Below are 16874 nucleotides of genomic sequence, written 5' to 3' on the forward strand. Positions count from 1 at the left end.
GTGGTGAACCATTCATATCAGCTTTTTTCATGTGCTTTTTATCTATTCATAATCCCCCGCTGCAAATAAATCATCCCTTCCGCAAGCTGCCCAATTCGTTCGTAAATCCGATCATCAGTTAGTTCATCACTCTCGATATCATAAGCTTCATTATGAATAAACACATTCCCAGTCGGGACGAGTCCTTTGAAATAAGAAAGAATCGAACCTAAATGATATTCCAAAACAAGAAAATGCCGATTCGTCCAACCGGTCGCAACCATGCCGGTCACTTTATTGCGGAATGCATATTCAGGCAAGTGATCGAGCAAATTCTTTAAAGCACCCGAAAGAGATGCTTGATAAATTGGTGTGCCGAATACGAGAAAATCTGCAGCTTGAATCTTTTTCACCACATTCCACGTATCTTCATTGTATGCAGATAACGGAAGGCCAGCGGCGAATTCAATATCATACTCCCGTAAATCAATTAATTCCGTTTTGATCGTCGAATCATGCACCTTGGCAGCAGCTAATACAGCTTCAACCGCAACAGCTGTCTTCCCACCTGCGAGTGCACCGGAAACTCCTACTAGTTTCATTCTGTACACCTCTTTTCTCTATGATTTAGGAATCGTACTTGTGAGACTGTCTATAAATATGTCTCTAATAATTCAAAAAGATGGGGCTGTGTTGAGATTCTCATCCTCCGAACGAACTAAAAACATTCGCACTCAAGCAATTATCTGCCTCACGCAATCCAAGATCACTTATTTCTCCTCTTCATCATTCTTAATAAAATCCTTCAAAAAATTTATCGGTAAATACAAACGATCTTCATTTAAATTTAAAAAATTAAGATCCTGTTCTTCGCTGTGCTGATCTTTAATATGACTGACTTCGTTATGCAGTTGCTCCATCTTTTCATCTAAATCATTAGCTACCACCGCTGCCTCCGTCAATTCTTTCGTTAATCGCTCGGGTATGACACGATCATATTTATAGTATATCTTATGCTCCAGGCTTGCCCAGAAATCCATGGCGACGGTTCGGATTTGAATTTCTACATAAACATCTTCAATTCGATCCGACATGAATACAGGTACAGAGACGATTAAATGCAAACTTTTATAACCGTTTGGTTTCGCATTTTTAATATAATCCTTCTTCTCAATGACTGTAACGTCTTTTTGGTTTTCGATCATTTCACTGATCCGATAAATATCGGAAATAAAAGAGCAGACAACACGGATGCCGGCAATATCCATAATATTATTCTTAATCGATTCCGTTGATATAGGAATATTCTTCCGATACATCTTCTTCATGATGCTCTCTGGAGATTTAATACGTGTTTTAATATGTTCAATCGGATTGTAGTCATGGATATGTTGGAACTCCTCTTGAAGAATAGTCAGTTTTGTATTCATTTCGGACAGACCGAACTGGTACGTCATCATAAAGCGGGTTAATTCATTTCTCACCTTTTTTAAGGATTCCAGATTATTAATCATATAAAAGTTCCTTTCTTTCCTAGGATGCACTCGAAAATAGAGATGAATATATCTATATTATAGCAGGATTATATGATTTGACCCGATTTAAAGATATTAATAGCAGGAGCGCTAACATCACTCCTGCTTCTACACTTCGACTTTCTGTTTGAACCTCTCATGACTGAAATCACGAGTGTTCTTGGTTTATTTATAAAATGACACGGACAGCATAACAAATACTTAGGATAAATGAATTGGTATCCCCTTTAACTTTAGAACTGAATTGATTAGCTCTTGATCAATTTGTTACGTTTACTTGAAATTTTCTTTATCAACCGAATGAATTTCATAATTACCAAAGTCGGCTTTTCCATCACCATATGTAGTTGGGAACGAACCAACTCAACTACACATGGTGATGGTGAAGCACTAAATACGTATTATGAAATTCATTAAACCTAATAATAATTTTCGTTTTTTATTGACCTTGCAACGATATATCCCCTTCATGCACCTACTCAAGACTTTTTTCATATTTTACTTCCAGGGGTGATAGTGTTGGCGTTAACAGTGTTCTTTCAAGAAATGATTATCTTATATATAATCGGACTAATTGGATTTTTAATTAAGAGAAAAAGGATTATTAATGAACACTCAATTGATGTCGTAACGCAGCTTATTTTATCCCTGACGTTGCCTTGTTTGATTCTTTATTCTATGGACCAGCCTTATCAGATGGGAGAGGCGAGGCAATTATTTTGGTTAATTCCAATCTCTGCTTTTATATTAATCCTTTCCGCTGGGCTCGCTTCAGTCTTAAGGAGAGTCTTAGATTTGCCCAAAGATAAGCAAAGTGTGTTTGAAGGTCTTATTATATTCGGTAATCAAGGTTTTATCGGTTTCGCGTTAATATCCAATCTTTTTCCAGACAAAGGTGCATTGTATGTCACCCTCTTTAATTTGCCATATCTGATCTTAATTTGGACATACGGAATTTATCTCTTTGTAGGGAAAGAACAATCGATTCAATGGAAAAAGATTTTTCTCAATCCTGGGATCTTTTCCACGCTCATTGGGCTTTTGATCTTTATGCTCCCTGTACATTGGCCGGTTGTACTATCGAATGTTTTCAAAAGTGTTGGGAGTACGACCATTCCGCTTTCCATGCTTCTGATAGGAGCGTTGATTGCAAATATGAACCTCGATCATTTTTCTTTTTTAAAAGATAAAACGTTGTGGCTCGTTACTGGTGTGAAATTGCTGTTCATCCCATTATTGTTATTTCCCATTACCATCTTTACCCTACCCTTTCCAATGCTGGCAACCGCTGTCCTTGTTTCAGGTATGCCTGCAGCTCCAACGATTGCCTTGTATGCACAAAAATTCGGAGGCGATAGGAATTACGCGGCTATGGGCACGTTGCTGACGACTTTACTGTCCGTTGTGACCATACCAATTTTATACATCCTATTGTATTTTCTATATACCTACTAATGCTAACATATCAATTCCATCTAACGCTCCGCCATTTCGTAATGCCAATCCGATACCGAACCCGATGATAATACCACCGACAACGGTTATTAGTAATGTATCCCCTTGAACAATGATTGGAATATGATGCATAATACTTGTCCCGTAGGCGAGAGAGGCAATACCGATTACCGAATAGATAGCAAAGCTTTTTCCTATCTGCTTATATCCTAAATAAATGAATGGAATATTTAATACGGCGAGCAAAACGCCTAGAGGCAAACCAAATAATTGAGAACCAACGATACTCAAACCTGTCACCCCTCCATCAGACACGTTGTTAGGGATGAGAACCGACTCCAGTCCATATGCCGTGATAAAAGCTCCAATAACAACTGCCACTGCCCGAGATATCTTTTTCACAAGTATTTTGTGTTTTGCTATCGTACTCATTTCTTTTCCCCATTCCGCAGATAGATGTTTAATTCTATTTTGTTCGTTTGTCTATCCTTTATCCAAGGTAAGAAAGAGTAACTGAAATCATAAATAAGAACTGGTATTCATCTCTTTATTAATGCGGTTATGTCACCCTCAAAAACTTTTTCTTCTTTATCATTGAAAGTAGACAGCGATACCGTAAGGAGCCCTGTTTCCTTCTTTATTACTTTTTTATCAAGAACCTCAACAAGAAGATGTAATTCATCATCAGGATACACCGGCTTTAAAAATTTAATATGATTCATTCCTGTTCCGGCAATAACATCTGCACCATACTTCTCTTCTTCCACCCATAATTTAAATGAAATGGCCAATGTATGAATTCCAGAAGCAATGATGCCTTTAAATCTGCTCTGATTTGCCTTTTCCTCATCTAAGTGCATATATTGGGGGTCAAATTCACCTGCAAACCTCAAAATATCCTCTTTTGTTATTTTGTATGATTTCGTTTCGAACACATCTCCAATTGTAAATTCATCTAACTTCACAATAACACCTCTATATTAGTAGTTAACACTAGTTATCCCGCAGCCATTTCGCTGTCACCGTCTCGGCCGTCAACATTTCTTCCGGTGTTCCTTCGAAGATAACGTGGCCGCCTTCTTTTCCTCCGCCTGGCCCCAGTTCAATTACCCAATCACTTGCCGCGATAAAGTCTAGATTGTGTTCAATGATAATAACCGAATTTCCACGGTTTACAAGCCTCTGAAATACATCAAGAAGTTTATGGTTATCTCTCGTGTGCAGTCCTAAAGAGGGTTCATCCATTAAATAAATTTGTCCCTCTTTTTGTAAATGACTTGCCAGTTTCAATCGCTGGACTTCCCCTCCACTAAGTGAACTCGTCGTTTGTCCTAAGGTTAGATACCCTAACCCGACATCCTTTAATGTATTCACTCGCTTAATGATCTTTGCCATGCGAAAGTAGTCAAGTGCCTCCTCAATCGTTAACGCTAATATTTCCACAATAGTGGCACCTTGATAGCGGTAAGATAAAGCTTCATCTGAATATCTCGTCCCACCACATGCTTCACAAGTAATAGTTACTGGATCCGCGAATGCCACGTCAGGCATAACAACCCCTTTTCCCTTACAGACTGGGCAGGCACCTAACGAGTTAAAACTAAACAATCCTGCCGGCTGCCCCGTTTTCTTTGCAAATATGGCACGGATATCATCCATGATTCCCATATAAGTTGCTAAGGTTGAACGGCTGGAAATACCAATACTCCCTTGTCCAACCGTAATCGTTTCAGGGTACTGTTCTGTAAATGCTTCCGTCATCAAAGAACTTTTACCAGAGCCAGATACGCCACAGATGGACACTAGCGTATGCTTCGGAAGGCTTACACTTACGTTTTGCAAATTATTGTTCGTCGCTTTGTTTATGACGAAAAAATCATTTCGTTCTCTGGGATTTTGATTGATTTTTATTTTTTCATGGAGACTTGTTGCCGCTTCTGAACTTTCCAGCCCTTCCAGCTTACCTTGATAAACGATTTCTCCACCATGAACTCCAGCTCCCGGGCCCATCTCAATAATTTCATCTGCTGCCTTGATTACCGATAAATCATGTTCGATAACGATAACGGTATTATGCTGGGCTTTAATATGGTGTAGCATGTTAATCAACAGGTCCACTTCTTCCGGGTGAAGTCCTGCACTTGGTTCATCAAAAATATAGGTGATATTGTTGAGACTGCTTCCTAAATGCCTGGCAATTTTTACCCTTTGCGCTTCTCCGCCAGACAAGGTACCCATTTTCCTTGATAGACTCAAATAGCCTAGCCCCATTTCAACGAGCTGGGTTACATGAGGGATGGCCTGCTCGGCGATTGATTCTCCGAGCGGATCATTTATTTTCTGTAATTCTTTTAGAACGTCCGTCAGCTCCAATTGGTCATACTCTGCGATATTCAAACCATTAACCCGGCTTTCCAACACTTTTGGATTCAGTCCTGATCCTTGACAGGTTGGACAGAGGGAACGTGTCGACATCGCGAGAACATCATCTTGGGTGATTCCCTTCAATTTGGAAATATCCCTGTTGATGTAAAGCCGTGTAAACCGGGGCAGGATTCCGTCCCAGTCATGGGGTTGCGGTCCGTGTTTCGTATGGAAAGGAGCATTCACTTTCTCACCTGCTGGAGGGCCATATAATAACAGACAACGCTTGTCTTCCGGATAATCTTTGATTGGTTTATCCGGATCAAATAAGCCGCAAGTCATCATCCACCTGCCTTGCCAGCCAGAAGGAGATAACGGCTTAAATTTTACTGCATATTCCCTTAATGACTTTTCTTCATCCACAATTTTTCCCAAGTCTGGTGCAATAACCTCGCCAAAGCCGCTGCATTCCGGACAACTGCCGAACGCACTTTGACTAGAAAAATCTGTCGCGGAGCCAATTGCCGGCTTACCAATCCTAGAGAACAATAAGCGAATCAAGGGATGGATATCCATATACGTGCCGACCGTAGAACGGGAATTCCCCCCTGCCTGCCGCTGTTCTACGACAACAACCGGGCTTAAGTTTTGCATGAGGTCAGCCTGGGGACGCTCAAACTTCGGCATTTGATTTCGGATATAATGAGGATAGTTCAATGTCATCTGTCTTCTGCTTTCTGTTGCTAAAGTGTCAAAAACGACTGAGCTTTTCCCTGAACCGGAAAGGCCGGTAAAAACGATGATTTTTTCTTTTGGCAGATTCAAATCGATATGTTTCAAGTTATTTTCTTTTAATCCTTTTAGAATGATTTCATCTTTATTTGCTGACATGTTATCACCCTGCTCCTTTACCGTTAACCAATGCTACTATCCTTAGCTTATCACACTCTTCCCCGTATAAATAAAAAATAAATGTACAAAAAATCATAACTGATTTTAAAATAAGTAAGTAATGGTATATTCTCAATTTTTCAATAAAATTTAGGATTTTTATATACTTAATGCTCATATTAGATGAATGAATTTCATAATTACCAAAGTCGGCTTTTCCATCACCATATGTAGTTGGGAACGAACCAACTCAACTACATATGGTGATGGTGAAGCATTAAATACGTATTATGAAATTCATTAAGATGATAATAAATAGAGATGTTTATTAATAAATTGGGGATAATAAGAATGAAGTCTGCCATCAGCTTCAGGAAAGCAATCATAGATGACTTGAAGAGTATCGTCGATTTGCTAGCAGATGATGTACTTGGTGCTGCGCAAGAAAGGTAGAAAGCCCGCTCCCGAATAGTTATCGGGAAACATTTTATGCCATGGATTCAGATTCCAATAATGAATTAATTGTAGCTTGTATAGGAGATAAGATCATCGGCGTTTCTATGAACAGTTAGGATTCAGAGCAACACATGAGGGCATGAAATTGAAACTATCGTTCAAATCAAACATTTGATTGAAATAAAGTCTAGAACGGGTATGCGTGCGAATTTTCTTTGATGTCGTGCGTAAGTCCCCGTGGATCGTGCACATTTGATTTGGGATGGTGCGCAATACACGAGAATGGGTACGAAGGTGAAGGGCTCTAGTAGGCACTCTATAGAAGATAGACGGATTCGCACAGAACTAGCTTTAATTCACACCACACCTGAGATTTGCGCACCAACCTTGGGCGAAAACGCACCACAATCGAAAATTACGCACCAGCTTTGAACAAAGTTGCACCATAACCGGAAATCACGCACCATCTTACATATCACTAATTCTATTTAATTTATCTAGTAATTCAATATGAAGTGATACCCCTCCCATAGACAAACTCATTATATTTGCTATACTTAAGTCATAGTCAATACATAGTACCTGGGGAAGCTTTTTCTCCCCTACTACAACTAAATATGCGAAAAAATAGGTTGATTTTTATTTAAAAATCATGAAAAGGGAAGTCGGTGTAAATCCGGCGCGGTCCCGCCACTGTAAATGGGAGTTTTCCATTCGTAAGCCACTGTTTTCATACGGGAAGGTGATGGAAAGCGATGAACATGAGCCAGGAGACCTGCCTATTTTAGCGCCAATTTATAAACCTACGAGGATAGGAGGTGTGGCTGTTAGTAGTTATGTATCATAAGGGAAGACCCATGGTCGATAACGCTTGCTTTGTTATACATCTCTTAAGGTAGAGATGTTTTTTTATTGTAAAAAATATGTAAGCTGGGGGTATACAAATGGTTCGAAATAGTAGATTACAGCAACTGTTTATGATTGTGATAGCCGCTATTCTATTTTTCTCACAATCTGGATTGTTCGGCCTGCAAACCGTAAACGCAGCAAGCTTGGACAATGCTGTCACCGTCTCTGCTGTTGATGAAGACGGTTCTGCAGTATTAGACACGATAGCAGTGGAAATATCCGATGGGGATACGGCCTTTGATGCGATTAAAGAGGCGGATGAACAACTGGAATGGGACACGTATGACTTTGGTGAAATGATTACAGGTATAGGCGGAGTAGCTGCTGACCCTGACTCGAACTTCTGGTCCTTTTATGTGAATGGTTTATTCCAGGACATGGGTGCAAGCTCAACTGAAGTAACAAATGGGGATAATATCCAATTTATCCTTACCGACTTCACAGCAGAACCGCAAATGATTGATGTCACTGTTTCTGCAGTGGATGCAAATGGAGAAGCTGTTCTTACAGATACTGCGGTAGCCATGCCGCAATATACGACCGCCTATGACGCCCTGCTTAAGGTTGCGGCGAGTCAAGGTGTAAAAGTGGATGTGAGTGTCGACTCCGAATACTTAACATTTCTGAATTACTTAGGTGAACCTTTAGAAAGAGAATGTGAATACTGGTCGACCTATATGAATGGCGATATGATGCAGGTTGGATTACTCGGGCACACGGTTAAAGATGGCGATGTGCTAGAACTTGTCGTCGATGACTGGTGTGAACCAGAAGACCCAATTGACGAAGAAGACGAGAAATCAGAAGAGCCACCTGTAAATGAAGAAGATGAGGAAGAAGACGAAGAACAAGAAGTTGTGGATAAAGATTATGCAGAAGCCCTGCAAGCCGTAATCGCTTATCTCGAGTCCAATCCAGCTGAAATGGACTGGTACGGCTTCTCTGCCCTTCACTCTGCCGGTGCGAATGTTTCCAATGATATGGCGGAAGATGTAGCCTCATCGATCAATGATGAATACGCAGGAAATGCTACAGATATTGCAAAAAATATTATTATCTTAACTTCTGCGGGCTATGATGCAACAGATATAAACGGCATCAACTTGATTGAAATGTTACTGAATGAAGACATGCAGCTAAGTAACCAGCTCGTCTATAGTTTGCTTGCGATTGACAGTTTGAATTATCCAATCCCGGAAGATACCGCTTGGACACGGGACAGTATAATTGAAGCGTTTCTTGATATGGAGCTGGAAGTTGGCGGCTGGTCCTTCTTTGGTGAAAGGCCAAGTCCAGATATTACAGGTATGGGAATTCTTGCCTTAAGCGCTTATGCGGATGATGCAGACGTGAAGGCTTCACTTAACCGAGCGATCAACGTTATGAGTGAACAGCAAGGAGATAGAGGCGGATACGATGAAGAATTTAATGGCGGATATTCCGCGGAATCCGCTGCAATGGTCATTACCGGCCTGTCTGCTGCCGGAGTTGACGCAACAAGCGATGCCTTTACAAAATCTGGCGGAAACTTACTGGAACATCTCATCAGCTTCCAAATGGAAGATGGCAGCTTTAAACATTTGCCGGAAGATGATGTTTCAAGTGTATTCGCAATCAACCAAGGGGCATTAGCATTAGTTGCCTATGATCAACTCCAGAATGGTACCGGTCCAGTGTTTAAGTTTGATAAAAAAGAAGACCCAAAAAACCCGGAAGAGCCTGGTGAAAAGCCGGATGATGGAGACGAGGATAACGGGGATAAAGATAAGGACAAAGACAAGAATGATCCAACTGATGACCCAAATAAAGTTATTGTGACAAAAGAAAACCTGCACCAGTATGAAACGGACCATGCGGCCGTAGTAACACCAAATCATGCAGACAAATTAGCCAACTTTTCAGTTGCTGTAGAGCCTGAAGCTGCCGACTATCTCGTTCAGGAAAACAAGCCGCTCGTCATTGATAACGGTAATACGATCATTACGATTCCGGTTCCTGTCGTGAAGCAGTTACGCGAACTTGGAGAAATAATGGAAGTCAATCTCGCCGAACAAGATGTTGCTGAAGCAATCGGGGCTGTCTATGACTTTACTTTAACAGTTGACGGAACACTTGTTTCCGAGTTTGTTAGTGATATTATTATTGATTTGGCAGCCGACGCAGACGAAGTGCAAGAGCCGGATGCCAACCAAGTAAAAGCCTTCCATTTCAATGAAGAAACGGAAAAATGGGACGTTTTAGCAGACAGCACTTATGATCCGGCAGTAGGATTTGTCACCCTAACAACCAATCACTTCAGCACATTTGGTGTATTTAAACACTATCCTGAACAGAAAGATCCTGCTGACGATGATAAAGACGGAGCAACCCCGCCATCAGTGGATAAAGATAAAGACAAAGATAAAAAAGGTAAAAAGCTACCTAAAACAGCAACAAATATGTTTAATCTCTTAGCATTAGGATTCGTCTTAATCGCAGCCGGTGCACTCTTGTATATCAAGCGCAAAAATAAAGTTACAGCGTAATGCTAAATGGATAATCTGCTGACTCCAAGCGGATTATCCTACCCTTTTTTACGAAAGGATGTTTATTATGAAGCAGCTATTTCATTTAGCCGTTATCACCTTTTCCTTGATTCTACTTGTTGCATGTGGCGGCCAGCACGCCATCCAAGTGGAAAAGATATCGGTTATTCCGACATCGGCAAACTCAACGGAAACAAAAGAATTAATCAAAGTTAGTTCGAACGCCGAGATAGATGATGAAGATGCAGCGGAAAGTGAAGCATCAGAGGAAAATAACAAGGAAGAAGAGAAAGAAATTACAGTTGCCGATGCATCGGAGGATATAGACGACGAAACAACTAAACCTGAGCCGGACGCGAACCAATCAACAAATGAATCGACAAATTCAGATCAGTCAACGTCTAATACCAATCAGCAAAAGAATAATATCAACGATTCAGAAGGAAACTCCAATAATCAGACTGCAAATACGGATACATCTAAATCGAAAGACAGCAAAAACACAAATACACCTAGTCAGCCTAGGAATGAACAACCTAGTTCCAAACCGAAGCAGAAAGAAACAGCAAAGCCTGCTCCCGCTCCAAAAACAACAGCATTCGTATCAGTTGAAAGTCCGAGTGATCTAAACGGGCCAAATCTGGCACCGACCGAAGTTGAAATAACAGAAGGAGAAACAGCGCTTGCCGCTACATTACGAGCATTGAACAGCAAAGGGATCAGTATCGATTATACCGGTTCTGGGGCTACCGGCTACGTAAAGAGCATCGGCGGTCTCGGTGAATTTGATGCAGGTCCGCTTAGTGGTTGGAATGTTTTCGTTGAAGGAGTCATGATCCCGCGTAGTGCTGATGCCTATGAGATTTTTAACGGGTATAAAGTGCACTGGAGATACACAAAGAATTATTTGGAAGACTAAGGAATTGATGATATATGCTTAGAGGATTCCGCTCCTTTCACCCATTTGTCTTATTGCTCTACTACATCGCAGTTATTGCCGGTTTGATGCTGAATCAGCATCCGATTTTTTTGACCGCAGCTTTCCTTTCCATTATTTTTGTAAATCTTATTCTCGATAAAGGGATTGAGCTGAATAAATGGAAATATATGATTATCTTTTTAGGTCTGTTTGTATTTGTGTTCACACCTGTTTTTAACCAGCAAGGAAATATTGTTCTCTTTGAACTCTTTTCGCGGGCCTTTTACTTGGAAGCGGTCATTCAAGGTGCCATGATCGCTCTTACTTTGTCAGGGATCTTAGCTTTATTCACAACCTTTAATATTGTCATGACGCCCGATAAGTTTCTCTATCTATTTTCCAAATTCTTTCCGAAATGGGCGTTGATACTCATGCTTGCTCTCCGCTTTATGCCGCTATTTCGTAAACGATTGGCGGATATTCAAGACGTGCAGGAAATGAAGGGCGTTTCCATGAATGATGGGAAACTGCGAGATAAGGCCCAAAATGGCATGCTATTTCTCCAAATTCTCTTAACCTACTCACTGGAAGAGGCTATGCAAACCGCCGACTCCATGTCTGCGCGCGGTTATGGGTTACAGAAAAGAAGTCAATATAAAGCTTACCGCTGGAAGTCCCGGGATTGGTCAATGCTCATTCTTCTTTTTTTCCTCAGCCTGTCGACATTGATCGGCTGGCAGAGCAATAAAACGATACTCACGCTGACACCAGAATTAGAATCGATCCTATTACAAGGATACAGCTGGTTCTATCTTCTTGGTTGGGTTTTACTGATCAGTTTACCGATTTGGACGGAAGGCAAGGAGGTCATCAAATGGAACTTCTATCAACGAGAAATTTAAACTTTACATACCCTAATTCCTCCGAGCAAGCTTTAACAGATATTAATTTCACCGTTCATGAAGGTGATTTTGTTGTAATATGCGGGCCTTCCGGGAGCGGAAAATCCACACTCATCCGCCTTATGAAACAGGAGCTGAATCTTCATGGCACACGGAGCGGAGAGATTTATTATCAAGAGACTCCGCTCGAGGGACATAATCCAATCACACTTGCAAAAGATATCGGGATGGTCTTTCAGGACCCGGAGAATCAGATTGTCATGAGCAACGTAATGGACGAATTGCTGTTTGGCATGGAGAATCTAGGTTTTTCAACCAATGAAATGCGCAAGAAAACAGCAGAAATCGTCCATTACTTTGGCTTTAATCATTTACTGCAGCAAGACACGAGCGAGCTGTCCGGCGGAGAAAAACAACAAATCAACCTTGCTTCCGTTCTTTTGCTTGATCCGAAAATATTAATCCTGGATGAACCGACTGCACAACTCGACCCGATTGCAGCGAAAGACTTTATGTACTTATTAAAGCAGTTAAATGATGAATTGGGCATTACAATTATTATTGTCGAACATCGATTAAATGAATTATTTTCCCTTGCTAATCAAATTTTCATGCTGGAGCAAGGCCGAATTAAATTTTCCCAAAACCCGCGGAAAGCTCTTTCGTTATTAGCGGAAAATATGACCACCTATTTACCTGAAGCTTCTCAGTTGTATTTAACATTTACAAGCAGTCCGGAAATCTCAGACATCCCCTCTAATGTAAAGGAAGCAAAACATTGGTTGAACGGATTGGATATTACATCGAATCAAACGCAGCAGGAAGAACAGGTAAAGCCGCAGAAGCCTTTACTCGAGCTAAAAGAAATCGACTTCAGCTATTCAAAGCATACGAAGCCGGTATTAAATAATTTATCTCTAACCGTTCAAGACAGTGAATGGTTAGCCATCTTAGGCGGAAACGGTACCGGAAAGTCGACCCTGCTTAAAATTATCGCCGGCCTTCTTACGGCCCAACATGGAAAAATCCGGTATAAAGGTAAGAAAGTAAAACAAATGAACCGGAAATTCATTGGTTATTTACCACAGAATCCAAAACTTTATTTTTTACATGAGACATTGAAAGATGAATATGATGCTCTAGCAGAGAAACATGGAAAATCGGAAACAGAAGTCCAAACCCTAGTAAAGGAATTTCAGTTGGAGGCTTTAATCGACAGGCATCCATATGACCTAAGTGGTGGTGAATTGCAGCGGGCTGCACTTGTAGGCATATTAATTGGAAATCCTCAGGTTTTATTACTGGATGAGCCAACGAAAGGGATGGATCCTGCTTTCAAAGAGGAGTTTGCTTCGATAATTCAAACGGTCAAGCATACAGGTGTCACGATTATTATGGTCACCCATGATGTTGAATTCGCGGCGAAACATGTAACGAGGTGCAGTATGCTGTTTCAAGGTGAGGTAATCGTGACAGAGGATACGAACGCCTTTTTTAAAGATAATGATTATTACACGACTATGATCAATCGGATTACAAAAGATAGCCATGTTCCAGCGGTTGTTACAGTGGAGGAGGCAAAGATGAGTTGGCAAAAGAAAAAGGTATTACCGTCATCGGTGTAGCAATTTTCTTTTTACTATTAATCTTTTTCCCGAAATTTATTATTCAGCATTATTTACTAATTAGTATTCTCTTTATCATCGCAATCCTGCTTCCATCCATCATTCGATTCTCAAGGAAAAACATGACGAGCAGAGAAATGGTCATGCTCGCAGTCTTAGCGGCGATTGCGGGTGTATCGCGGATTCCTTTCGCCCCGCTGCCGAGTGTCCAGCCGACGACCTTTGTCATCATAGCCTCTGCGATTGCGCTTGGACCTCAAAGCGGCTTAGTCATCGGAGCTTCAGCAGCACTTATTTCCAATATGGTACTCGGCCAAGGTCCCTGGACCCCGTGGCAGATGGTCTGTTGGGGAATGGCCGGATTTATTGCCGGCTTACTGGCGAAAACATTCTTTATGAAACGCATGACTTGGCGCTTAATCTACGGCTTCATCATTGGATTCATATTTGGCTGGGTCATGAATATGTGGATTCTCTTTAGTGGATTAGGGGATTTGACACTAGAGACATTTATTTTATTGAACATCCAGAGCTTCTATTTCGATCTAGCCCACGCTTTATCGAATGTCTTTTTCCTTCTGTTGTTCAGTACGATTTGGATCAAGATTTTGAACCGGTTTAAAGAGAAGTATGGTGTGTTTCAGGAAGATCGGGAAGAATGAAGTAAAAAGTGAGAGGTTGTTACCAAAGCCAACGGTGACAACCTCGCTTCGTATTCTACTCTATTAATATCTCAACCTCATCTAGATTATCCTCATACAAATCATCCAGCAGCTGATTTCCTTGCTCCGTATATGCTTCCGGGTTATCCTCAAGTTCTCCAATCATTTCACTGATATATGCGATAACATAATGACTCATTTCCTGCGTCCGCTTTACGTATTCTTCAAAATATTCCTCTGGCTCCATGTTGAATTTCTTTGTCTGTGCTTCCGCAAAATCACGCGTTCCATTGGCAATTTCCGTATTACTATCTTCCGCCGGATATACATCCTGCACATGTACAGTAGACTCTTCTGCTATATCAAGCTGCATGGCTTTTGCTTCTTGCATCGCCAGCTTTCCTTTAATTGTTCCTTCCAAATTCTCATGGATTTGCTCATCCGGGTATAAAAAGCGCAACTCACCCACCGTTAGCTCCTCTCTCCTTATAATTGCCGCAACATCTTCATCATCATATTTAGCAATTCCCTGACATCCTGCTAAAAAAATAAAACAGCAAACTAGCATGATGCTGATAGTTCTCCTCATGGTTTAACTCCCTTTGGTTCATATTTCCTTCATTTTGACTGTTGCAAAGTTATACTGTGTATGTCAATATTGAACCTCTCATGACTGAAGTCACGAGATTCTTGGGAAGAGAGCATACTTGATTCAAAGTGGCATACACGATCATCAGCGGTTTCTCTTATTGACCAAGCTAGCCCCGAAGTACCTGCGGTTGTTTTTGCTTTAATTTAACTTTTGAGCGTGTAATCTTAACCCTTCGTTTAGGATGTTTTTACTCACGTTGATATCACGGTCATGCGTGGCAAGACAATTGGGGCAAGTCCATTCACGAATCTGGAGTGGCTTCTTGCCGTTCTGATGCCCACAGGCAGAAAAGAGTTGACTGGATGGATACCATCTATCTATTTTGATTAATTCACGATCATACCATTCCGCCTTATACTCTAATTTCGCTACAAACTTAGACCATGATACGTCCGATATACTTTTTGCAAACTGACTTAGGGATTACTGACTTTACCATTCTTTCGAAAGGTCGTAAAATAGACAACAATCGCTTCACTTCCAACATGGAAAAGAAACTGAAACGGGAAATTTTATATTAATTAATTCTGCATACCTACCTATTATGTAAAGAGGAAAATAAATCAAAAAGTATACCACTTGAAAGTAGCAAATAAGTATAGCATGATAATTGGTAGAAGTTATCAAAATAGTATGGACAAGCGTTTAATTTATTTATATAATTGGTAAAGTTCAAAGGAGGAAGCTATCATTAACAAACATAATTCTGCAATTCCATATATACTTATTGCATTGTCATTATTAATTGCCATATTTTTCGTTATAAACCCGAAATGGCTAATACCGCCTGGATATGATTTAGCTCTTGATGGTTATGTAGTATCGAGAAATATCATGATTATTTTTATCCTACATTTAATATTTAAATTAGGTATTCATCTAACAAAGCAAAAAAACAGCTAAAAGTTCTTACGCGTGTACCTGTTTCTTCAAGATATCGTACTCGGTATGCCATATATTGTTTTTTGTTAGGTCCAACATTCAGTGTGTATCCTTTTCTACTAGATAAACTACCGCCTAAACTGATGTTCAAACCCGAAATAGCACCAGAAAACGACGGGCTAAAAGTAACACTTCTGTCTGCAACGATACTCCCACCAGCTCCTTTTGTTTCAAGATCATCAGAAACTCTCTTCCATGATGACCAGTACGTTCTAGTAGAAACATTTTCCTTATGATACCTATAAGGGTTAACAAAATCTGGTGTTATTGGGTCTACTTTTTGCTCATTAATATTTTCAATAGGCTGGATGCCGATTGGTTCTTTTATGTTTTCTTTAATCTCGCTTGCATTAGATATAGTAGGAATAATTTAGTAGTGCAGAGAAAGAAATCAGCAAAATAAAGACCCAACTAAAGATATTTTTTCCTGTTTTCACAATTATCACCTCCTTATGAGATTGATATTAGCATATATTTCCTATTATCGAAGTATTTATTATACTTTCAATCATTATTGTAGTTTAAAATTCTCCAACATTGTCAAGCCGTTAAAATCATCTACAAAATAATAGATTAAGTTGCCTAAGGATATTGAGTTAAGCTCCTTGATATGGTTGAGGAATCATGACTAATAACTTTCCAACATTACGTATAACAGTCTTATTTTTCATTCGTGCTTGTATCTCAAACACGAGGAAAAATATATCACCAGCTACGGAGAAATTTTTAGATTATGTACGTGACTTTTTGAAATAAGTTTAAGATAGCACTTTATTTTCGCCGGATTTTCGCAAAGATCTTTGCAATAAGTTTTATACCATTCTTTATGGAATCCCCATCCCTATTTCCAACTCCCTATTCATTTGAGTTTCCGTCAGACTGCATACCGGTATTCCTAACTCTTCCAGAATAAATTCAATCCGTGGATTCAGTTCATGGCGGTATTCTTGATTGAACTTTTTTCCTAGCATATGCCCGTCCCCCTCAAATTTTAAGCCATTATACCATGGTCATCTATTAGAATATACATTGATTTTCACGACAAAAACAGTGGAGAA

The 16874-nt window shown here is 40.2% G+C and carries 13 protein-coding genes, 1 pseudogene and 1 riboswitch; of the genes and pseudogenes, 6 read left to right on the top strand and 8 right to left on the bottom strand.

Going from position 1 to position 16874, the window contains the following annotated elements:
* Positions 1-38: 38 nt before the first annotated feature.
* Both L3V42_RS09030 and L3V42_RS09035 read right to left on the bottom strand, forming a co-directional pair.
* On the bottom strand, positions 39-581 hold the full coding sequence (locus L3V42_RS09030; protein ID WP_238471822.1) for an NADPH-dependent FMN reductase: 543 nt from the start codon (positions 579-581) through the stop codon (positions 39-41).
* A gap of 168 nt (positions 582-749) precedes the next feature.
* A complete protein-coding gene (locus tag L3V42_RS09035; protein WP_235762927.1) occupies positions 750-1493 on the bottom strand; it encodes a GTP pyrophosphokinase in 744 nt (247 codons plus the stop codon).
* 540 nt (positions 1494-2033) lie between these two features.
* On the opposite strand from L3V42_RS09035, the gene L3V42_RS09040 reads away from it, so the two are divergent.
* Entirely contained in the window at positions 2034-2969 is a 936-nt protein-coding gene (locus L3V42_RS09040; protein ID WP_235762928.1) for an AEC family transporter, read from the top strand.
* Here the strand turns inward: L3V42_RS09040 and L3V42_RS09045 are convergent.
* From L3V42_RS09045 to L3V42_RS09055, 3 genes and pseudogenes are all read right to left on the bottom strand, one after another.
* Positions 2964-3401 (bottom strand): annotated as a pseudogene (locus tag L3V42_RS09045) (YitT family protein); the annotation flags it as partial. The gene L3V42_RS09040 and the pseudogene L3V42_RS09045 sit on opposite strands and share 6 nt — an antisense overlap.
* A 107-nt stretch (positions 3402-3508) precedes the next feature.
* Positions 3509-3934 carry a MaoC family dehydratase gene (locus tag L3V42_RS09050; protein WP_235762929.1) on the bottom strand — a complete coding sequence of 142 codons (426 nt, stop codon included), beginning with the start codon at positions 3932-3934 and terminating at the stop codon, positions 3509-3511.
* Positions 3935-3962: 28 nt separating this feature from the next.
* On the bottom strand, positions 3963-6224 hold the full coding sequence (locus tag L3V42_RS09055) for an ATP-binding cassette domain-containing protein (RefSeq protein WP_238471823.1): 2262 nt from the start codon (positions 6222-6224) through the stop codon (positions 3963-3965).
* Between the two features lie 1068 nt (positions 6225-7292).
* Positions 7293-7477: riboswitch (cobalamin riboswitch) on the top strand.
* 147 nt (positions 7478-7624) lie between these two features.
* Between L3V42_RS09055 and L3V42_RS09065 the strand changes: the two genes are divergently transcribed.
* From L3V42_RS09065 to L3V42_RS09085, 5 genes are all read left to right on the top strand, one after another.
* Complete coding sequence (locus tag L3V42_RS09065; RefSeq protein WP_238471824.1) at positions 7625-10114, top strand: DUF4430 domain-containing protein; 2490 nt, start codon at positions 7625-7627, stop codon at positions 10112-10114.
* 67 nt (positions 10115-10181) lie between these two features.
* Entirely contained in the window at positions 10182-11033 is an 852-nt protein-coding gene (locus L3V42_RS09070; RefSeq protein ID WP_238471825.1) for a DUF4430 domain-containing protein, read from the top strand.
* A 14-nt stretch (positions 11034-11047) separates the two neighbouring features.
* Positions 11048-11935 carry an energy-coupling factor transporter transmembrane component T gene (locus L3V42_RS09075; RefSeq protein WP_238471826.1) on the top strand — a complete coding sequence of 296 codons (888 nt, stop codon included), beginning with the start codon at positions 11048-11050 and terminating at the stop codon, positions 11933-11935.
* Entirely contained in the window at positions 11908-13560 is a 1653-nt protein-coding gene (locus L3V42_RS09080; RefSeq protein WP_238471827.1) for an ABC transporter ATP-binding protein, read from the top strand. The genes L3V42_RS09075 and L3V42_RS09080 overlap by 28 nt, the downstream gene beginning before the upstream one ends.
* Positions 13524-14222, top strand: a complete 699-nt coding sequence (locus tag L3V42_RS09085; RefSeq protein WP_255783445.1) for an ECF transporter S component — start codon at positions 13524-13526, stop codon at positions 14220-14222. The genes L3V42_RS09080 and L3V42_RS09085 overlap by 37 nt, the downstream gene beginning before the upstream one ends.
* A gap of 55 nt (positions 14223-14277) precedes the next feature.
* Here the strand turns inward: L3V42_RS09085 and L3V42_RS09090 are convergent, their stop codons facing one another.
* The 3 genes from L3V42_RS09090 to L3V42_RS09105 form a co-directional block, all read right to left on the bottom strand.
* Entirely contained in the window at positions 14278-14811 is a 534-nt protein-coding gene (locus L3V42_RS09090) for a hypothetical protein (protein ID WP_238471828.1), read from the bottom strand.
* Positions 14812-15012: 201 nt separating this feature from the next.
* The gene (locus L3V42_RS09095; RefSeq protein WP_369412873.1) at positions 15013-15273 is read right to left on the bottom strand and encodes an RNA-guided endonuclease TnpB family protein; all 261 of its coding nucleotides are present in this window, start codon (positions 15271-15273) and stop codon (positions 15013-15015) included.
* A gap of 1367 nt (positions 15274-16640) precedes the next feature.
* On the bottom strand, positions 16641-16787 hold the full coding sequence (locus L3V42_RS09105) for a hypothetical protein (protein ID WP_238471829.1): 147 nt from the start codon (positions 16785-16787) through the stop codon (positions 16641-16643).
* Positions 16788-16874: the final 87 nt, after the last annotated feature.

Source organism: Oceanobacillus alkalisoli (assembly GCF_022213125.1).
GTDB lineage: Bacteria > Bacillota > Bacilli > Bacillales > Amphibacillaceae > Oceanobacillus > Oceanobacillus alkalisoli.